The organism is Bacillus sp. SDLI1, assembly GCF_001553895.1.
Taxonomy (GTDB): Bacteria; Bacillota; Bacilli; order Bacillales; family Bacillaceae; genus Bacillus; species Bacillus siamensis.
On record NZ_CP013950.1, the window covers coordinates 637,783 to 658,285 of the forward strand.

Below are 20,503 nucleotides of genomic sequence, written 5' to 3' on the forward strand. Positions count from 1 at the left end.
GCAATAGACATGCTATTACCCCTAAGATTATATCATATGGAATTATTTTTTTCTTGTCAAAAGTGAACCCGCCAGCAAAAAAGTAGGTATGCCCGACATGCCGAGAATCAGCATCCAATCGCCCGGCGTAATCGGCACAGTTTTGAAAATAGGCTGCAGCGGCGGATAATAGATGACGATGACCATCAGGAAAACAGAAGAAACGATGGCGCCTAGCAGATAGATATTTTCAAACGGATTGCGGGAGAAAACAGACGTTTCGCTCCGGCAGTCAAATACGTGTATAAGCTGAGCCAGAACAAGAGTCGCGAATGCGACGGTCTGTGCATACGGCAGATTTTCAGGATTGCGGTGATACACGACGATAAACGCTAAAATGGTTGCGGCTCCGATTAAAAATCCTCTTGAGACGACTTTCCAGCCCAGTTTTCTCGCAAATACCCCTTCTTTCGGATGCCGCGGCTTCCGCCTCATCAGGTCATCTTCCGGCTGATCCATACCGAGCGCCATAGCCGGCAGCCCGTCAGTGACTAAGTTCACCCACAATATCTGAATCGGAACGAGCGGCAGCGGCAGAGCGAGAAGCATCGCAAACAGCATGACTAAAATCTCACCGACATTGGAGGCGAGTAAATACCGGACGAATTTTCTTATATTTTCATAGATATTTCTCCCCTCTTTTATGGCTGATTTAATCGTAGCGAAGTTATCATCGACCAGAATGAGAGAGGACGCTTCCTTTGCCACATCCGTTCCCGTCACGCCCATAGCAACGCCGATATCAGCCTGCTTTATGGCCGGGGCGTCATTTACTCCGTCTCCTGTCATGGCGACGACGTGTCCGTTTTCCTGAAACGCTTTGACAATTTTCAATTTATGTTCAGGTGATACGCGTGCGAATACGTAAATATCATCGACCGTCTCCGTAAGCTCTTTTTCAGAAAGCTTATTCAGCGTTTTTCCGTCCATCACACGCCCTTTTTTCGGAAGAAGCCGCAAATCTTTCGCGATCGCCTTTGCCGTTTCGACGTGATCACCGGTAATCATCACCGTTTTAATGCCTGCTTCACGGCATTCTTTAATGGCCTGTCTGACCTCCGGACGGGGCGGATCAATCATGCCGGACAGGCCGAGTATCGTCAGGTTCTTTTCCGCCTGCTCCATTGTCGGCTTTTCACCCGGATTTAACGGTTTATAAGCAATCGCGATCGTCCGGAGGGCTTGCGACGCCAGTTCTTTCAAGACCGCTTCTGTCTCAGCTTTCTTTTCTTCTGAAAATGGCGCACTTCTGCCGCCGTGCATCATATGTGACGAGCGGTCAATCAGCACATCAGGCGCTCCTTTGGTGATGACGAACCGCTTTTTTTCCTTATCTTCGGCGATGACGGTCATCATTTTGCGGACGGAGTCAAACGGAAACTCGGCAACAACACGGTATTGTTCACTGAGCCAGTCGTTTGAATAGCCGCCTTTTCTCGCGGCCGTCAGTAGCGCTCCTTCTGTCGGATCGCCGTCAAGCACATAATGGCCGTCTTTCAGTTCAATTTCGGACGTATTGCATAATGCGCCGAAAACCAGCATCTGTTCAAGCATCTTCTCATCTTTCGGCTTGATTTCCCGCTCATCGCGCGTAAAAACTCCCGCCGGCTCATAGCCGATACCTGACACTTTAAATGTTTTTCCCCCTGACCACATATGGGTGACGGTCATTTTGTTTTGTGTCAGCGTGCCGGTTTTATCAGAACAAATGACAGAGGCGCAGCCCAATGTTTCAACTGCCGGGAGCTTTCTGACAATTGATTTTTGTTTGATCATGCGCTGAACGCCGATTGATAATGCCACCGTAACAATGGCGGGAAGCCCTTCCGGAATCGCGGCGACGGCCAATGACACCCCGGCCAAAAACATGCTGTAAAGCTCATGTCCCTGTAAGACGCCGACTGCAACGACCAATACCGTCAAAAGCAGCGCGACGATAATTAAAATTTTGCCGAGCTCTTCTAGTCTTCGCTGCAGCGGTGTTGAAAGGTTGCCGGCGGATTCCAGCATATCGGCGATTTTCCCCATTGCCGTATTCATTCCTGTACCGACGACGACGCCGACACCGCTGCCGCGCGTTACGATCGTCCCCATAAACGCCATATTGTTGATATCGCCTAAAGAAACATCCGGCTTTCTCAGCTTATCAGCTTGTTTGACAACCGGGATCGATTCCCCGGTCAGCGCCGATTCTTCGATTTCAAGGCTCTTCGCTTCAACGATCCGCACATCCGCGCCGATCCGGTCGCCGCTTGAAAATTTCACGATATCGCCGGGAACGAGCTCCTTGGACTGAATTTTCTTCCAGCTCCCGTCCCGCAATGCTGACACATACGGCGTTGACAGCTCTTTTAATGCATTTAATGACTTCTCCGCCCGTCTCTCCTGAAAAAAACCGAGCACCCCATTGACAAATACAATCGCCATAATCGCCACGGCATCTACATATTCGCCTAAAAACCCGGAAATTAAGGTTGCCACAAGCAGCACGAGCACCATAAAATCTTTAAATTGGGCGAAAAACACGACGATCGCCGGTGTCCTCTTGCCCTCCTGAAGCTCGTTCGGTCCGTGCTTTTCAAGGCGTTTTTTCACCTCTTTTTCGGTCAATCCCTGTTTAATGGACGTATTTGTTGCTTTCAGCAAATCGGTTTGACCCATTTCATGAAACTTCATTCTTCTCGTCCACTCCCCTGCCTCGCTTTAGAGATGTCACTCTGTAAACAAGCTTATTCTGACTCGTCCCTTTTCATGCTATAATTATCGAATGCAGGAAGAAGGAAAGGGTGTTTTATATGTCTTTTGATGGCATGTTTACATACGGAATGACACATGAATTAAACAGCCGGATCGCCGGAGGCCGGATTACGAGAGTCCACCAGCCTTTTAAGCACGATGTGATATTCCATATCCGCGCTAACGGAAAAAACCATAAATTATTATTATCGGCCCATCCGAGCTATTCACGGGTGCACGTGACAAACCAGGCCTATGAAAATCCGAGCGAGCCCCCGATGTTTTGTATGCTGCTCAGAAAGCATATAGAAGGCGGCTTTATTGAGAAAATAGAACAGGCCGGATTAGACAGGATTATGATATTCCGCATAAAAAGCAGAAATGAAATCGGCGACGAAACCGTCAGAACACTGTATGTTGAAATTATGGGGCGCCACAGCAACATTATTCTCACTGACGGAGAAGGTGCCATCATTGACGGACTGAAGCATTTATCTCCGTCGATGAACAGCTACCGGACCGTTCTGCCGGGCTATGATTACAAACTCCCTCCCGCTCAGGAAAAAATTTCGCCGCTCGCTGCGGATGAAGAGGACATTTTGCGTCATCTCAGTTTTCAGGAAGGACGGCTTGACCAGCAGATCGTCAGACATTTCTCCGGAGTTTCTCCGCTGTTTGCAAAAGAAGCCGTTCACAGAGCGGGCCTTGCTAACAAAATAACGCTGCCGAAGACGCTGACAGAGATGTTCCGCAGCGTGAAGGACTGCAGGTTCACACCGAACATCACGACAGCAGGCGGAAAAGAATACTTTTATCTCCTGTCTCTCACGCATGTAAACGGAGAAGAGCGAACCTTTCACTCACTGAGTGAACTGTTAGACCGGTTTTATTTCGGCAAAGCAGAGCGCGACCGCGTCAAACAGCAGGCCCAGGATCTTGAGCGGTTTGTCGCAAATGAACGGAAAAAGAACGCCAATAAAATCAAAAAACTGGAAAAGACGCTGGACTACTCAGAGAATGCGAAAGAATTCCAGCTATACGGCGAGCTGCTGACGGCGAATTTGTATATGCTGAAAAAAGGCGACAAAGAAGCAAACGTCATCAATTACTATGATGAAGAGAGTCCGACGGTGACCATCCCTTTAAATCCGAACAAAACACCGTCCGAAAACGCGCAGATGTATTTTACAAAATATCAAAAAGCGAAGAATTCCGTTGAGGTTGTAAAAGAACAGATCCGCCTGGCCGAGGAGGAAATCGCTTATTTCGATCAGCTGATCCAGCAGCTTTCCTCCGCTTCCACAAAGGATATTCACGAAATAAGGGAGGAGCTTGTCGAAGGCAAATATCTGCGTCCGAAACAGCAAAGAGGACAGAAAAAACAGAAACAGCACGTTCCTGTTTTAGAGCAATATGAATCTTCGCAGGGATTGACGATCCTTGTCGGCAAAAACAATAAACAAAATGAGTACTTAACGACAAAAGCCGCCGCAAGGGATGATGTATGGTTCCACACGAAAGACATTCCGGGTTCCCACGTTGTGATTAAAAGCAGCGATCCGGATGAACAATCCATATTGGAAGCAGCTGCAATTGCCGCTTATTTTTCCAAGGCGAAAGATTCCGGCTCCGTACCGGTTGATTATACAAAAATCAGACATGTGAAAAAGCCAAACGGCGCAAAGCCCGGCTTCGTCACCTATGACAGCCAGCATACCGTATTTGTCACACCTGATGCCGATCTTGTCATACGGCTGAAAAAATAAACGCACCATCAAGCTGATACCGCACTCAGCTTGGTGGTGTTTTTTTTATTTCCTGATTTCTGAACATAAATGGAGACACTCTCTCAGCTGTCAGAACTGATCTTTACAGGATGTGAACGGTTTCCCGTCATGTCTGCCTTCTCTGATCGGCTTGTTCCTTTGTATGAGGGCGGCGGTGACTCCCGTGTCAGCGTTCACATAAGCAAACCGCTTCCGTTTTTTGAATCATTTCTCCTCGTCTCGAAAGCAGCAAGGCAGTCAGGAAAGCATAAAAAATACCCTGCCTGATGACAGACAAGGTATAGTTTTTATAGTCTTCTTCTTTTCTCAAACAATCGATCCACTTCTTCAGCCAAATCATCAGTAATCAAGGGCTCAATGTTTTCAGCCAGTCTTTTCGTATGTACCGGGCTTGCGCCGCTTGTTGATACTGATACTTCAATGCGTCCTTTGCGGATGATCTTCGGCATATACACACTGCCCTGTTCAGCGTTACTTACACAGTTGACCAGCTGCGTTTCAGAAGCGCTTGCAGCTATCTTCTGATTCACACCTCGGTCATTTGTCGCGGCAATAATGAAAAAAGCAGGCGTGAGATCCTTCATTTCAATTTTCCGGGCAATCCAGCGGATGCATCCTTCATCCGCAAGCTGTTTAATTTCCGGCAGGGCATCGGGGCTGATTACAGTAATATCCGCGCCTTCCGGAAGCACTGTTTTGAGCCTTCTTAAGGCAACATTGCCCCCGCCCGCGATGACAATTCTTTTTCCGCTGAGATTAATGTGAAGAGGCAGCATACTGTCCCCCCTTAAAATCAAACTGCCCGCCGGGGTTTCGAACAGCTTCCGTCACACGGTTCAAAAACGCCTGCTTAATATGCGGGTGAAAACCTAAGTATGAAGCGAGATGCACATTTCGATTGACCGTCTGAAGTTTTTGGACTTCCCGTTGAATTTCAGTCATTAAAAGCCCTGTAAACAGAAGATACGGGACGATAAAAACGGGTGCGCCGTCATCTTCTTCAAGGCCGGCAAACACTTCTTTATAGTGGGGATCACAGGCTGTTAAAAAACAAGGGATAACTTCTTTAACAGGTGTGATCGCCTCAAGTTTTCCGGCAATCTCACTGACGGCATTTTTAACTGCCGGATCTGTGCTTCCTCTGCCGATCAGCACCACTTTCGCCTGCTCAATCGGCACTCCGGTGTCCTCAATGCGATGATGCACCGCTTTGACGACTTCATCATCCACTCCGATCGGGACACCGTATGTTACTTTTATATCGGGATGCCGGGTCGCTGCACGGGCGATTTCAGCGGGAATGTCATGTTTTGCGTGGGCGGCGGTCAAGAGCAGCAGCGGCACAGCCGCGATATGAGTGGCGCCTTGTTTGACACATGCTTCAAAGCCCGCTTCAATAGACGGTTCCTGCAGTTCTAAAAAACAGATTTCCTGAATGGGAGCGTCAGCGTGCGGCATGCACCCTTTTAAAAATGCCGCCGATTCTGCCTGCGCTTTTTTCAGCCGGCTTCCGTGCCCGATGTATAAAATCGCCTGCTTCATTTACAACGCCTCGCTCAGATCCAGATTTTTCAATTCAGATTCAAACCAATCCAGCTTGCAGTGATAATTAACGACATCACCGATGACGATTAAGCTCGGGTTTTTGATTTCTTCTTTTATCACTGTGTCTGAAAGCGTGCTGACGGTGCAGACGACTGTTTTTTGCCTGTCCGTCGTTCCCCAATGAATAAAGGCCGCCGGGGTGCCGCCGTCTCTGCCGTTTTCCAGCAGCATTCTTTCAATCTGCCGGATATTTTTAATCCCCATATAAATCACCAGCGTATCAATGCCCGTCGCCAGTGCTTTCCATTTTTCTTCAAAGTCGTCTTCTTGTTTATAATGCCCTGTAACAAATGCGACATTGGAGCTCGCCTCCCTGTGCGTCACGGGAATGCCGGCGTAAGCAGCTGCCGCGATTCCCGATGTAATGCCGGGAACGATCTCAAACGGAATGGCGTTTTGCGCGAGAGCCTCCGCTTCTTCGCCCCCGCGGCCGAAAACAAACGGGTCGCCCCCCTTGAGCCTGACCACGGTTTTTCCCTTTTTCGCATACTTCACAAGGAAACGGTTGATCGTATCCTGCTTCATAATATGAAAATCCGGGAGCTTTCCGCAGTAAATCAGATCCGCTTCTTCTCTTGCATACTGTAAAATCTCTTTGTTTACCAATCTGTCATATAGTATAACGTCCGCTTTCTGTATGGCTTTCATTGCCTTGACCGTTAATAAGTCCGGATCTCCCGGACCGGCTCCAACGATAAATACTTTCCCCATAGCATGTCTCCCCGATCCGTTTTGACATCTTCACAGAACAGCCGCGAGGCCGCACCTCAGCTATTTTACCATATCCCGCCATTAGGGGGAGTATCCGGCTGATTGCGCGGCCTTTTCGGACTTATTATGCTAAGCTGTTTTTCACAAAATCAATCAGTCTGCCGGTGCATTCTTCGCGTGCATATTTTCCTGAATCAAGTACGAGCTCAGGCGCATTCGGCTCTTCATACGGTGAGTCGATTCCCGTAAAGAACGGAATTTCGCCGTTTCTGGCTTTTTTATACAAACCTTTCGGATCGCGCTTTTCACATATATCGAGGTCGCATTTCACATAGATTTCATTAAATTCGCCTTCTGCCACGAGCTCTCTCACCTGATCTCTGTCCTCACGGAACGGAGAAATAAAGGCCGTAATGACGATGGTGCCCTGCTGAACGAAAAGCTTTGCCACTTCCCCGATTCGGCGTATATTTTCCTTGCGGTCATCATCAGAAAATCCTAAGTCCTTGTTTAAGCCGTGACGGATGTTATCTCCATCTAGCACAATGACTTGATAGCCTTGTTCAAACAGCTCGCGGGCTGCGGCGTTTGCAATCGTGGATTTCCCTGAACCGCTTAAACCCGTCAGCCAGAGGATAGAGCTTTTATGCTTGTTTTTCTGTTGGTATTCTTCTTTCGTTATTGAGGCTTCATGCCATACGATATCACGATTTGTCACTCTTTTTTCCTCCTTAAGAAACGCCTGCTTCTTCTTTTGTTTTCAGCCCTTTAATCAGCACATCGACAACTTCAGGACGGCTGAATTCCGCCGGCGGCATGACGCCGCTTCGCAGCATTTCTCTGACCTTTGTTCCCGACAGAATGACGTGGTCTTCTCTGTCATGCGGACATGTTTTGGCCGTTCCCATATTGCCGCATTTTTGGCAGAAGAAGCTGTGCTCGAATTTCATCGGTGTAATCCCGAGCTCATCCGCTGTAAATTGATCAAACAGCTCTTGCGCTTCGTATGTGCCGTAGTAATCACCGACGCCGGCATGATCGCGGCCGACGATAAAATGCGTGCATCCGTAGTTTTTGCGGACAAGCGCGTGGAAAATGGCTTCTCTCGGTCCCGCGTACCGCATTGCCGCCAAAAATACACCGAGGAAAACGCGGTCTTTCGGATAATAATGATCGAGCAGCACCTGATAGCTTTCCATTCTGACATCCGCCGGAATATCATCTGATTTTGTTTCACCGACGAGCGGGTTCAAAAACAGGCCGTCAACCGTCTCAAGCGCGGTTTTCTGGATATATTCGTGAGCGCGGTGAACCGGATTTCTCGTTTGGAAACCGACGATGGTTTTCCAGCCTTTTTCTTCAAAGCTTCGTCTCGTTTCAGCAGGTTCAAATGTAAACTCAGGAAACTGCTTTGACGCTTTTTTAATTAATGTGATCGGCCCGCCGACATACGTATCGCCGCGTGAAAATAGTTTTTTCACGCCTGGATGAGCGTCATCATCGGTTTTATATACGTGAACGGCTTCTTTTTGTTTATCCGGCGTATAAATATCTTCGATGTCCACTGCGCCGTATGTTTCTCCGCCGTAAGTCAGTTTTACGGTGTCTCCGACAGCAAGCTCAGCCGCTTTTTCTGAATCGACCGGAAGCGTAATCGGCAAAGACCAGACAGCCCCGGATGCCAGACGCATATTTTCAACGACTGACACGTAATCTTTTTCTGTGAAAAATCCTTCAATCGGGCTGTAGGCTCCGATTCCGATCAGCTCTAAATCAGCAAACGAAATCAAATCCAGCTCAATTTCTTTTTGGACGGATGTAAGATCATACTGCTCATTCACCCGATTAACTAATGTTCCTCCGTGCGGTGCTAGACTCATAGTACATTTTCCTCCCAGTTAACAGATAAATAAACTCAGATTAATAGTTAAATGCCCCCGCCTTGTTCATGGACAGAGCGTTTCTCTTTTCGGATGGCTTTCATCAGACTGGCGGCTCCGCCAGCTGCCAAAAGCACGCTGGCCATCATAAAGATGGAATAGTAATCTCCTTTTAACAGCAGAGAGACAAGCAGATACGAAATCGACAGTGACAAAAACGGCGAAACGACCCATACTTTGAGCATCGTTTTCACGACTTCTTTATGAAAAACGTTCGGCCCGTTTTTGGCCATTCCGATACCGATGATTGATGATGATGTCACCTGCGCCAAAGGAACCGGCAGACCGAACACGGAACTGATAATGACAAGTCCGGCTCCGGTTCCGGAAAGCAGTATGCCTTCGCCGGCGGAAAATCTCGTAATCTTTTTCCCGTTGGTTTCAAGCACTCTGCGTCCTAAAAGCAGAGCGCCGAGAGCGACAAAGATACCTCCGTACAGCGTCCCTTTGGACACGCTGAGCACGCCGGCGGCAACTAAAGGCCCTACCGCATTTGCGACGTTGTTCATTCCGGCTGAAAAAGCTTCCCAAAACCCCGCAATAAGCAGGACAACCCCCAAAACCTTCTGTTTCCGGCTCGAAATGACTCGAATATTCAGAGAACTGGATACCTTCGATACGAGAAACGTGAAACAGAACGCAACAAACGGTACGAGCACCCAAAAAATCACGATGACCAAAAGATGCTGCAGAAACAATACTTTGTACGCGACGCCGACCCCGACAATCGCCCCAACGGTGACCTCGCTTGTCGACAGCGGAATGCCGAGCACATTCGCCGTGAATAACGATAACGCCGCCGCTCCGATAATAATGCACACAATGGTGAGCGTAATGGTCTGTTCGGGAATGATTCCGCCGCTGATCGTCTTAACGACTTCTCCGCCGCCGATAACCGCCCCTGACAGGACGCCGGCCGCGCAGATAATCAGCGCATACGTTTTCTTTTTAACGGCGCCGGAACCGTAAGCGACCCCCATTGAAGCCGCGGCTCCGCTGGCTCCGATATTCATGGCGAAAAACAGGCAGAATAAAATAGCGGCTAATTCCATTGTGCAGCTCCTTTATTCATGCAGTCCGCATTCTGTTTTTGCCATTCCGTTCCATCTGCCGCTCCGCAGGTCTTCTGCGGTAAACGCAGGTGAAGTGCACGGTTCACAGCCGATGCTCGGATAGCCCTGATCATGAAGAATGTTATAATCCAGCTCATGCTTGGATGTATATCTCCAGATGTCTTTCCACGTCCAGTGGATCAGCGGGCATACTTTAATGGATTGAAACTTATCGTCTTTATTCAGGAAATTCGTATTCGCCCGGCTCGGCCCTTGATCGCGTCGGAGGCCGGACAGCCATGCCGGACGCCCGGCGAGCGCTTCTCTTAACGGCAGAATTTTTCTGATGAAGCAGCACTGGTTCGGTTCTCTTTCCCACAGTTTATCTCCGTGAGCCTCGGCCTGTTCCTCAAGAGTAAGGCTGGGCTTTTTCAGGATGATGTTCAGTCCCGGGTAACGTTCTTTCACTTTTTCGATCGTTTCATATGTTTCTTTAAAGTGAAGTCCTGTATCGAGAAACACGATTTCCGCGTCTTTTTTCACTTTAGAAATTAAATCGATCAGGACGATTCCCTCAATCCCGAAGCTGCACGCGTAAACAAGCTGGTCTCCGTAGTGGCCGTATGCCCATTTTAAAACGGACAGCGCGCCTTTATAGGAATCGTCTTCCGGAAATGTAATCGCCGGTTCCTCCCATGTGTCATACGTTAGCATTTTTTCTTTCCTCCTCCCGGAGACAATCAAACAGCTGTTGTTTTCTGCCGGTTGTCTTATCCCTCAATCTTTTTTCATATAAAAAACTTTCAATCCAGCGGAATGAAAGACAGTGACCCGTTATAGCCCTTATCTTCAAAATGCTGTGCATTTTTCTGGATGCGGCACCTTGCATGACACGCAGGTTGCCGGGCGTCATCGGTCCAGTCCCTCAGCCGCTCTTGATAAGCTTTTTAGATTTGTACTAAATTTTAGCACAATTCTAACAGAAGTCAACCCGAGTTTTTTGATAGGAATAATAAAACAGGCCCTGAGGCCTGTTTTATTGTCATTATTTTTTAAACCAATCTTTTGACTCGGGATTTTGTTTCCATGATTTCAGTTTCTCAATGTCATCTGAATGTATCGTTCCGTTTTCAAGCGCTACTTCAATCAGCGTGTCATAATCTGTTAACGAGTAGTACGGCAGACCCGCTTTTTTAAAGGCTTCTCTTGCTTTCGGCAGTCCGTATGTAAAAATTGAAAGGACGCCGAGAACTTCCGCGCCCTCTCTTTGAAGGGCCGCCGCAGCTTCAAGCACGCTGCCCCCGGTAGAAATCAAGTCTTCAATCACGACTGTTTTTTGTCCTTTTTTAACGGCGCCTTCTATTTGATTTCCTTTGCCGTGCGCTTTCGGTTTGCTTCTGACGTAGCACATCGGAGCGCCTGTACGGTCTGCGAGAAGCGCAGCATGCGGAATGCCTGCCGTGGCAGTGCCCGCGATCATCTCCGCCTCGGGGAAATGCTCTTTCAGCAGTCTGCCGAGCCCGTCCGCCACATCATTTCTCACTTTTGGATACGACAATGTCAGACGGTTGTCACAATAAATCGGCGATAAAATGCCGCTCGCCCACGTAAACGGCTCATTCGGGCGTAAAAAGACAGCTTCAATGTGTAATAGATGTTTTGCGATAGCCTGTTTCATCGGCGAACGCCCTCCCATTCCAGTTTAATGGCTTCATATGCTTTAACGGGGTTTTCCGCTTTTGTAATTGAACGGCCTACGACAATGGCAGACGAACCGTTTTCTTTCGCAAATGACGGAGTCGCCGTCCGGACTTGATCATCAGCTGCGTCATTGGCCGTGCGGATGCCCGGCGTGACTGTCAGAAATGACGGCCGGACCGCTTCATAAATGGCTTTTGTTTCATGAACTGAACATACCACTCCGTCCAGCCCGCACTCTTCAGCCATTTTGCCGTAATGTACAACCGTTTCTAACAGCGGCTTTTGCAGCAGAAGCTCTTCCTTCGCCATCTGCTCTGAAGTGCTCGTCAGCTGGGTGACTGCGATTAATGACGGGCGTTTTTTGCCTGCCGGCGTGCCTTCTTCAAGCCCCTCAAGAGCTGCGCGCATCATGCGTCCGCCCCCTGCGGCATGCACATTGACGAGATCAACACCGAGGCCCGCAAGCCGCTTCATCGCTTTATTGACTGTAGTCGGAATATCATGAAGCTTCAAATCTAAAAATATATCACAGTTCCGTTCTTTTAATTGGTGAATGATGGCGGGTCCTTCCTGATAAAAAAGTTCCATCCCCGTTTTGACAAACAGCCTTTCCTTTTTAAACAAATCTAGAAACGCTAAAGTTTCTTCTCCTGATGCAAAATCAAGCGCGATGATGGGCAGGTTGTTCTGCATGTTTCCAACTCCTTCCGATGCATTCACTTACAGATTGATAACCGTATTGGCGCAGCACACGAGGGAGCTGTTCAATGATTTCCGGGCAGACGAACGGATTGACGAAGTTGGCCGTCCCGACGGCAACCGCACTTGCTCCGGCGAGAAGAAATTCTAATGCATCTTCTGCGGTCTGGACGCCGCCCATCCCGATAATCGGAATGTCAACGGCCTGGCTGACTTCGTATACCATCCGGATGGCGACCGGTTTGATCGCCGGGCCTGACAGTCCGCCCGTTTTATTTGCTAAAATCGGCCGTCCCGTCTTAAGATCGAGCCTCATCCCGACGAGTGTATTAATCATCGTCAGCCCGTCAGCACCGGCCGCTTCAATCGCTTTCGCAATTTCGGTTATGTTTGCGACATTAGGAGAAAGCTTCACATACACAGGCACTGAGGAAACTTCTTTCACCGCTTTTGTCAGATCGGCCGCCATGGCGGGATCAGTTCCAAAAGCAATCCCGCCCGTTTTGACATTCGGACACGAGATGTTCAGCTCAAGCGCATGCACATTCGGCGCTTGGCTGATGCGTTCGGCTACTTCTTTATAGTCTTCCACCTGAGAACCCGCGACGTTTGCGATAATCGGCGTGTCAAACTGTTCGAGCCAAGGCAGCTCATGATTGAGCACATGCTCCAGACCGGGATTTTGCAGTCCGATGGCATTCAGCATTCCCGCGCTTGTCTCCGCCACTCTCGGTGTCGGATTTCCGAAGCGGGCTTCGTTCGTGGTGGCTTTAATCATGATGCCTCCGAGGCATGATAAATCGTAAAATCCGGCATATTCCTTCCCGAAACCGAAACATCCGGAAGCGGGGATGATCGGGTTTTTCAATTGGAGACCCGGCAGATTCACCTCTAACATTACAGCGCCACCTCCTCAGCTTTAAATACCGGCCCGTCAAGGCAGACTTTTACATACGACGTATCGCTTTCGCCCGTACGGCACACGCAGGCGAAGCAGGCCCCTATTCCGCAGCCCATCCGCTCTTCCATCGAAAGGTAAACTTCTTTATGGCCGTACTGCTGCTTCAGCGCTTTCAGCATCGGTGTCGGCCCGCAGCTGAGCAGGACATCGAATTCGAGCTGCTTTTCGCGGATGACATCGGTGACAAATCCTTTTTCTCCATATGTTCCGTCAGCCGTCGCCACGTAGGTATCTCCGTACGCGAGACATTCCTGTTCGTAAAAAACATCCTTTGCTGATTGAAACCCAAGCACATGAATAACGTTTACGCCTTTTTCCGTCAGGCGCTTTGACAGTTCCTGCAAAGGCGGAACCCCGACTCCGCCTCCGACTAACAGCGCGGTTTTTCCGGGTTCTATCCGCCGGACGGGGAATCCGTTGCCGAGAGGGCCGAGAACGTCTATCCTGCCGCCCTCTTTTTTCTCAGACAAAAGACGCGTTCCCTCACCGTCAGCTCTGTAGATAACGGATACTTCATCTGCGGCGAAATTGACGTCCGCAATGCTGAGCGGCCTTCTTAATAGCGGCGTGACCGCGTCACTTACCTTCAGATGAAGAAATTGTCCCGGCTCGGTAAAGTGCCGGACAAGCTCTCCTTTCAGCACCATCTTATAAATCCGGTCGGCAATTTCTGAGTTGGATTGAACAGTCAAGTGCGCTTTCTTCATACCGTAACGGCCGCCTTTGGATTGGTTTTGGATGCAGGCATATGATCCGCCCGGAATGTCATGCTTTCCAACACCCGCAAAATGGCTTCGGCCGTATCTAAAGATGTCAGGCAGGCGACTCCGTTCTCAACGGATTCACGGCGGATTCTGAAGCCGTCTCTGGCCGGCTGTTTTCCTTTTGTCAGCGTATTGATGACAAATTGCGCTTCTCCGTTTCTGATGACGTCGATGAGATTCTTCCCTTCTTCGCCGATTTTCCCGACAACCTGAGCCGGAATCTGAGCGTCTTTCAAATAAGCGGCTGTTCCTTCCGTCGCCATGATGTTATAGCCGATAGCATGGAACCGCTTCGCGATCAGAAGTCCTTCTTCTTTATCTTTATCAGCAACGGTCAACAGCACCGATCCGTAATTCGGAATTTGAATGCCAGAGGCAATCAGTGCTTTATAGAGCGCTTTTTCAAGAGTTGAATCTTTGCCCATGACCTCTCCCGTCGACTTCATTTCAGGCCCTAATGTAATATCCACTCTTCTCAGCTTCGCGAATGAGAAGACAGGCGCTTTCACGTACACCCCCTGCTGTTCCGGCTGCAGTCCCTCTTGATAGCCGAAATCAGCAAGCTTTTGGCCGAGAATGACCTTTGTCGCCAGATTCGCCATCGGAATCTTTGTGATTTTGCTTAAGAACGGCACGGTTCTGCTTGACCGCGGATTTACTTCAAGCACATACACTTCACCTTGCGACAGGACGAATTGGATGTTCAGCAAGCCGACAATGTTGAGGCCTTTTGCCAAGGCTACAGTGTATTGTTCGATTTTTTTCTTAATGTCTCCGCTTAAAGACTGAGGCGGATAGACGGCGATTGAATCCCCTGAATGGACTCCGGCCCGCTCGATATGCTCCATAATTCCCGGGATGACGACTGTTTCGCCGTCAGATACGGCGTCGACTTCAATTTCTTTCCCCGTCAGATAACGGTCGATTAACACCGGATGCTGCGGGTTGATTTTGACCGCATTTTTCATATAGTGAAGCAGCTCTTCTTCGTGATAGACGATCTCCATCGCCCGGCCGCCGAGCACATATGAAGGGCGGACAAGAACCGGATAGCCGATGGATTCGGCAATTTTGACCGCTTCATTCACCGACACAGCGGTTTTTCCGAGCGGCTGCGGCACGTTCAGCGCCTCAAGCGCCTGCTCGAACTTATCCCGGTCTTCCGCACGGTCTAGATCCTCAAGTGATGTGCCGAGAATCTTGACGCCGCGGGCGCTCAATTCTTCCGCAAGATTGATCGCCGTCTGGCCGCCGAATTGAACGACGACGCCTTCCGGCTGTTCCAAATCAATGATATGCATGACATCTTCAACCGTCAGCGGTTCAAAATACAGCTTGTCTGAAATGCTGAAATCAGTTGACACTGTCTCAGGGTTGTTGTTGATAATAATTGCTTCATAGCCTGCCTGCTTGATCGCCCAGACAGAGTGAACGGTCGCATAGTCAAATTCGACGCCCTGTCCGATGCGGATCGGGCCGGAGCCGAGGACGACGACACTTTTTCTTGATGTCACTTCAGATTCATTTTCTTCCTCATATGTGCTGTAGAAGTACGGGGTTTCTGATTCGAATTCCGCCGCGCACGTATCCACCATTTTATATACAGGCTTGATGGATGCTTCTTTTCTCATTTGGTACAGCTCTTGTTCCGGCATATTCCATTCCCGGCTGATGTATTTGTCGGAGAAACCGAGTTCCTTCGCTGTCTGCAGGGCGGTGAGGCTGCCTTTTTCCGCTTTCAGCTCGGTTTCAAAAGCGACCAGCTTACAGAGCTTGTGCAAAAAGAAGACGTCAATTGCGGAAAACTCATGAAGCTGCTCGACTGTGTAGCCTCTTCTGAACGCTTCGGCAAGGTAAAACAGCCGTTCATCTCCGGCCTTTCTGATCCGTTTTTCCAAAAGTCCGTCAGAAATCTCTTCCGCATCCTTCAGTTCCAGGTGATAGACATCGGCTTCCAATGAGCGGACCGCCTTTAACAGCGATTCTTCAAGGGTGCGTCCGATAGCCATGACCTCTCCGGTGGCTTTCATCTGCGTTCCGAGTCTGCGGTTTGCCGACTCAAATTTATCAAACGGCCAGCGCGGGATTTTTGACACGACATAGTCAAGCGCGGGCTCAAAAGCCGCATATGTTTTTCCCGTTACGGGATTCATCATTTCATCAAGAGAAAGCCCGACGGCGATTTTCGCCGCAAGCTTTGCGATCGGGTAACCCGTCGCTTTTGAGGCGAGTGCTGATGAGCGGCTCACCCGCGGATTCACTTCGATAATGTAATATTGGAAGCTGTCGGGATCGAGCGCGAGCTGAACATTACAGCCGCCTTCTATGCCGAGCGCGCGGATCAGCTTTAATGAAACATTGCGCAAAAGCTGGTATTCCCGGTCGCTCAGCGTCTGGCTCGGAGCAACGACGATGCTGTCGCCCGTATGGATGCCGACCGGGTCGATATTTTCCATATTGCAGACGACGATCGCGTGATCTCTGCTGTCTCTCATGACTTCATATTCGATCTCTTTGTAGCCGGCGATGCTTTTTTCCAATAGGCATTGATGGACGGGGCTTAGTTTTAATCCGTTTTCGACAATCTCTTTCAGCTCCGCTTCATTCGAGCAGATGCCTCCTCCCGTTCCGCCTAATGTGTAAGCGGGGCGCACGATAACCGGAAATCCGATCCGGCTGACAAATTCCTCAGCTTCCTGCAAAGTGCGGATAATCTCACTTTCCGGCACCGGTTCATTCAGATCATTCATCAGTGTACGGAATAAGTCGCGATCTTCCGCCTGCTGGATGGCGGACAGTTTTGTGCCGAGCACTTCCACTCCGCATTCCTCAAGAACCCCGAGTTCAGACAGCTCGACGGCAAGATTCAGTCCGGTCTGCCCTCCAAGGGTCGGCAGGATGGCATCCGGCCGCTCTTTTCTGATGATACGCGTGAGAAATTCCGTCGTCAGCGGTTCGATGTATACCCGGTCGGCCATTTCCGTATCCGTCATAATCGTTGCCGGATTTGAGTTTACGAGAATGACTTCATAGCCTTCTTCCTTTAAAGCGAGACACGCCTGTGTGCCCGCATAATCAAATTCCGCCGCCTGTCCGATAATAATCGGGCCTGATCCGATCACTAAAATCTTTTTAATATCTACGCGTTTTGGCATACCGCTTCCCCTTCTTTCTCAGTTGTTTCGATCAAATCAATGAATCTGTCAAATAAATGATTGGCATCTTCCGGCCCCGGTGAAGCCTCGGGGTGGTACTGAACTGTAAATGCCGGCAATGTTTTATGCTTGAGGCCTTCGATCGTTTGGTCATTGATCGCAATATGCGTCACTTCTAGCTCCGTCTCATCTATAGAAGAAACTGTATATCCGTGGTTTTGAGCGGTTAAAGCGACTTTCCCTGTCGCAAGCTCTTTAACCGGATGGTTGGAGCCCCTGTGTCCGAATTTCATTTTTTCCGTATCCGCTCCTGATGCCAGCGCAAATAATTGATGGCCGAGACAGATTCCGAATAACGGCACCTTCCCGAGAATGCCTTTTATCATCTCAATCGCTTCCGGCACATCTTTCGGATCTCCGGGTCCGTTAGATAGCATGATGCCGTCCGGCTTCAGCTGGAGCACTTCTTCCGCCGTTACATTGTACGGCACAACGATGACATCACATTTTCGTTTGTTTAATTCTCTTAAAATGCCGTGCTTCATGCCGAAATCAACGAGTACGATGCGTTTGCCGCGGCCCGGACTCGGATAAGCCGTTTTCGCCGATACTTGAGCGACTTGATTTCTCGGCAGTTCCGTTTCTTTCAGACGTGTCAGAACCGCTTCGACATCCTCCTCGCAAGATGCAAATGTTCCTTTTAATGCACCGGCCGTGCGGATCATTCTTGTGAGCTTTCGCGTGTCGATCCCTTGTAAGCCGGGGATATTTTTCATTTTTAAGTACTCGTCAAGCGTGTAAGCAGATCTCCAGTTGGAAGGCAGCTCGCACAGTTCTTTTACGATCAGCCCTTTTACAAAGGGAGTGATGGATTCAAAGTCATCTCTGTTAATCCCGTAGTTGCCGATCAGAGGATACGTCAGCGTCACGATCTGCCCGCAGTAGGAAGGGTCTGATAAAATTTCCTGATAACCGGTCATTCCCGTGTTGAATACGACTTCACCCGCGGTATGCTCCAGGCTCCCGAATGCTTCACCCTCAAATACCGCTCCATTTTCCAGCACTAGTCTTCTTTTCATTTGACGAGTCTCCCTTCTTCATATGCAAGCTTACCGGCAGCCATCGTTGCAACAGGCCAGCCGAAGCACTTCATCTTGTTGAATGGCGTATTTTTTCCTTTAGATAAAAATGTATCTTTGTCAATGGCCGCTTCTTTTTCCAGATCAATCAGGGTGATGTCAGCCGGCGCGCCCGGTGCAAGCGTTCCGTACGGAAGACCGAACGCCTCGCAAGGTTTTGTTGTCATGAAATCAACCAGCTGCTTCAGCGTCCACGCCCCGTTTTTCACAAAATGTGTGTACAGAAGCGGAAAGGCTGTTTCTAAACCGACGATACCGAAAGGCGCAAGCTTCATGTCCGTGTTTTTCTCTTCTTCTGTATGCGGCGCATGGTCTGTGGCGATGAAATCAATCGTGCCGTCTAAAAGCCCTTCGATCAGCGCCGCTCTGTCCTCTTTGCTGCGAAGCGGCGGATTCATTTTAAAATTGGTATCAAGTCCCGGGATATCTTCGTCACAAAGCAGCAGGTGGTGCGGCGACACTTCGGCTGTCACGCGGATTCCCGCTTTTTTTGCGTCTCTTACGGCTCTGACGGATTCTTTCGTGCTGATATGACACACATGGTAATGGCAGCCCGCCGCTTCCGCCAGAAGCACGTCACGGGCGATATGTACCGCTTCACAAATGGAAGGTATACCGTTCAGGCCGTTCGCTTTTGAAAAAGAACCTTCATGCACGCTTCCGCCGTAAATAAGTGAGTTATCCTCACAATGAGCGACAATCGCTTTATTTATTGAAGCCGCCTTTTTCATGGCTTCATACATCATTCCGGCCGTCTGAACGCCGACGCCGTCATCGGTAAAGGCGAATGCGCCCGCTTCATGAAGCGCCTTAAAATCTGTCATTTCTTGGCCGGTTTGTCTGATCGTAATGGATGCGTAAGGAAGAACCCTGACAGATGAGGTTTCTTTGATCCGGTTTTGCAGCCATTCCATCTGCTCTTTCGTATCCGGCACAGGCCTTGTATTCGGCATGGCGGCGACTGTGGTAAAACCGCCGCGCGCCGCAGCTTTAGAGCCAGTTTCAATGGTTTCTTTTTTCTCGCCGCCCGGTTCTCTGAAGTGCACATGAAGGTCCACGAGTCCCGGTGAGACGAACAGTCCGTCAGCGTCAATCACCGTTTCTCCGTCTTGTGCGGTCAGAATGCCGGTTTCCGCAATGATTTCTCCTGTTACCCGGATATCCTGTTTCACTTTTTCTCCCTGTTCATTTAGCATCCAGCCGTTTTTAATGAGATAAGACATAAGCCGCTTCTCCCCTTTTCGCATTGGTTTGCAGTGCTCTTTTTAAGACTGCCATTCTGATATACACACCGTTTTCCATTTGTTTAAAAATTCTTGATTTTTCGCATTCTACTAATGTTGTGTCAATTTCGACTCCTCTGTTCACCGGTGCGGGATGCATGATAATGGCATGCCGCTTCATGCTTTCCGCCCGCTTTGCGGTCAGCCCGTATGCTTCCAGGTAGCCTTTTTGGTCGGCTTCTGTCTGATGCCTTTCATTTTGAATGCGGAGCAGCATGACGACATCTGAAGCTTGTATGGCTTCATCCGTCTGTACACAGGTGCCGAAGGCGTTTTTCTCATCCTGCCATTGCGGCGGCCCTGAAAACAGCACGCGTGCGCCGAGCCTTGTCAGCACCTCGGCATTTGACCTTGCCACCCTGCTGTGTTTGATATCGCCATGAATGGAAACTGTCAGACCCTGAAAGGTCTCAAATTCCTCTTGAATCGTCATTAAATCGAGCAATGACTGAGTCGGATGCTGGCCGCAGCCGTCGCCTGCGTTTAAGATCGGAATATTGACTCTGTCTGTCAGATCTTTGTAATATTCATCCGTGCTGTGCCTGATGACGCAGGCGTCCGCTCCGATTGATTCCAGTGTTCTGACCGTGTCGTATAGGGACTCGCCTTTTTGAACGCTTGTGCTCGTGCCGTCTAAGCTGAGCACGTTCATTCCGAGTTTCTTTTCCGCCACTTCAAAGCTGAACCGCGTTCTCGTGCTCGGTTCAAAAAACAGATTCGCAACGAATTTTCCCGCGAGATCAGGGCGGACTGTACCCTCTTTTATCGCTTTTGCCTCACACAGCAGTTCTGTAATTTCAGCCGCGCTCAGTTCAGACATCGCCGTTAAATGATTCATGTTTTTTCTCCTCCGTTTCCGCTTGAAGGCCGTAAAAAACACCCCGGTCTATAGACTCGGGGTGCGGTTAAAGAGAGAAGCGGCGTACAGCTT

General features: G+C 49.4%; 17 protein-coding genes and 1 riboswitch. Of the genes, 1 reads left to right on the forward strand and 16 read right to left on the reverse strand.

The features are described 5' to 3' along the window. Window positions 1–42: 42 nt before the first annotated feature. Entirely contained in the window at window positions 43–2,715 is a 2,673-nt protein-coding gene (locus AUL54_RS02800) for a calcium-translocating P-type ATPase, SERCA-type (protein ID WP_060962821.1), read from the reverse strand. 119 nt (window positions 2,716–2,834) lie between these two features. On the opposite strand from AUL54_RS02800, the gene AUL54_RS02805 reads away from it, so the two are divergent. After that, entirely contained in the window at window positions 2,835–4,541 is a 1,707-nt protein-coding gene (locus AUL54_RS02805; RefSeq protein WP_060965041.1) for an Rqc2 family fibronectin-binding protein, read from the forward strand. 308 nt (window positions 4,542–4,849) lie between these two features. Here AUL54_RS02805 and AUL54_RS02815 read toward each other — a convergent pair whose 3' ends face one another. From AUL54_RS02815 to AUL54_RS02885, 15 genes are all read right to left on the reverse strand, one after another. After that, entirely contained in the window at window positions 4,850–5,338 is a 489-nt protein-coding gene (locus tag AUL54_RS02815; RefSeq protein ID WP_060962823.1) for a precorrin-2 dehydrogenase/sirohydrochlorin ferrochelatase family protein, read from the reverse strand. Further along, window positions 5,319–6,104 (reverse strand): sirohydrochlorin chelatase, encoded by a 786-nt coding sequence (locus AUL54_RS02820; RefSeq protein ID WP_060962824.1) that lies wholly within the window; start codon window positions 6,102–6,104, stop codon window positions 5,319–5,321. The genes AUL54_RS02815 and AUL54_RS02820 overlap by 20 nt, the downstream gene beginning before the upstream one ends. After that, window positions 6,105–6,878, reverse strand: coding sequence for a uroporphyrinogen-III C-methyltransferase (gene cobA / locus AUL54_RS02825; protein WP_060962825.1), 774 nt, complete (start codon window positions 6,876–6,878; stop codon window positions 6,105–6,107). 124 nt (window positions 6,879–7,002) lie between these two features. Further along, window positions 7,003–7,596 carry an adenylyl-sulfate kinase gene (gene cysC / locus AUL54_RS02830; RefSeq protein WP_060962826.1) on the reverse strand — a complete coding sequence of 198 codons (594 nt, stop codon included), beginning with the start codon at window positions 7,594–7,596 and terminating at the stop codon, window positions 7,003–7,005. A 13-nt stretch (window positions 7,597–7,609) separates the two neighbouring features. Beyond that, window positions 7,610–8,758, reverse strand: coding sequence for a sulfate adenylyltransferase (gene sat / locus AUL54_RS02835; RefSeq protein ID WP_016936175.1), 1,149 nt, complete (start codon window positions 8,756–8,758; stop codon window positions 7,610–7,612). Between the two features lie 47 nt (window positions 8,759–8,805). Continuing rightward, window positions 8,806–9,870, reverse strand: a complete 1,065-nt coding sequence (locus tag AUL54_RS02840) for a sulfate permease (RefSeq protein ID WP_060962827.1) — start codon at window positions 9,868–9,870, stop codon at window positions 8,806–8,808. Window positions 9,871–9,882: 12 nt separating this feature from the next. Next, window positions 9,883–10,584 carry a phosphoadenylyl-sulfate reductase gene (locus AUL54_RS02845; RefSeq protein WP_047475086.1) on the reverse strand — a complete coding sequence of 234 codons (702 nt, stop codon included), beginning with the start codon at window positions 10,582–10,584 and terminating at the stop codon, window positions 9,883–9,885. A 126-nt stretch (window positions 10,585–10,710) separates the two neighbouring features. Next, window positions 10,711–10,815, reverse strand: a riboswitch (SAM riboswitch). Window positions 10,816–10,915: 100 nt separating this feature from the next. Then, window positions 10,916–11,548 carry an orotate phosphoribosyltransferase gene (gene pyrE / locus AUL54_RS02850; RefSeq protein WP_016936179.1) on the reverse strand — a complete coding sequence of 211 codons (633 nt, stop codon included), beginning with the start codon at window positions 11,546–11,548 and terminating at the stop codon, window positions 10,916–10,918. Further along, a complete protein-coding gene (gene pyrF, locus AUL54_RS02855; protein WP_060962828.1) occupies window positions 11,545–12,264 on the reverse strand; it encodes an orotidine-5'-phosphate decarboxylase in 720 nt (239 codons plus the stop codon). The genes pyrE and pyrF overlap by 4 nt, the downstream gene beginning before the upstream one ends. Next, on the reverse strand, window positions 12,233–13,168 hold the full coding sequence (locus AUL54_RS02860) for a dihydroorotate dehydrogenase (protein ID WP_060962829.1): 936 nt from the start codon (window positions 13,166–13,168) through the stop codon (window positions 12,233–12,235). The genes pyrF and AUL54_RS02860 overlap by 32 nt, the downstream gene beginning before the upstream one ends. Further along, window positions 13,168–13,938, reverse strand: a complete 771-nt coding sequence (locus AUL54_RS02865) for a dihydroorotate dehydrogenase electron transfer subunit (RefSeq protein WP_060962830.1) — start codon at window positions 13,936–13,938, stop codon at window positions 13,168–13,170. The genes AUL54_RS02860 and AUL54_RS02865 overlap by 1 nt, the downstream gene beginning before the upstream one ends. After that, window positions 13,935–17,150, reverse strand: a complete 3,216-nt coding sequence (gene carB / locus AUL54_RS02870; protein ID WP_060962831.1) for a carbamoyl-phosphate synthase large subunit — start codon at window positions 17,148–17,150, stop codon at window positions 13,935–13,937. Before carB ends, AUL54_RS02865 begins: the two co-directional genes overlap by 4 nt. After that, the gene (locus AUL54_RS02875) at window positions 17,135–18,229 is read right to left on the reverse strand and encodes a carbamoyl phosphate synthase small subunit (protein ID WP_049628440.1); all 1,095 of its coding nucleotides are present in this window, start codon (window positions 18,227–18,229) and stop codon (window positions 17,135–17,137) included. The genes carB and AUL54_RS02875 overlap by 16 nt, the downstream gene beginning before the upstream one ends. Continuing rightward, window positions 18,226–19,512 carry a dihydroorotase gene (locus AUL54_RS02880; RefSeq protein WP_060962832.1) on the reverse strand — a complete coding sequence of 429 codons (1,287 nt, stop codon included), beginning with the start codon at window positions 19,510–19,512 and terminating at the stop codon, window positions 18,226–18,228. The genes AUL54_RS02875 and AUL54_RS02880 overlap by 4 nt, the downstream gene beginning before the upstream one ends. Continuing rightward, window positions 19,496–20,410: an aspartate carbamoyltransferase catalytic subunit gene (locus tag AUL54_RS02885; protein WP_060962833.1), complete on the reverse strand. Its 915-nt coding sequence runs from the start codon at window positions 20,408–20,410 to the stop codon at window positions 19,496–19,498. The genes AUL54_RS02880 and AUL54_RS02885 overlap by 17 nt, the downstream gene beginning before the upstream one ends. Window positions 20,411–20,503: the final 93 nt, after the last annotated feature.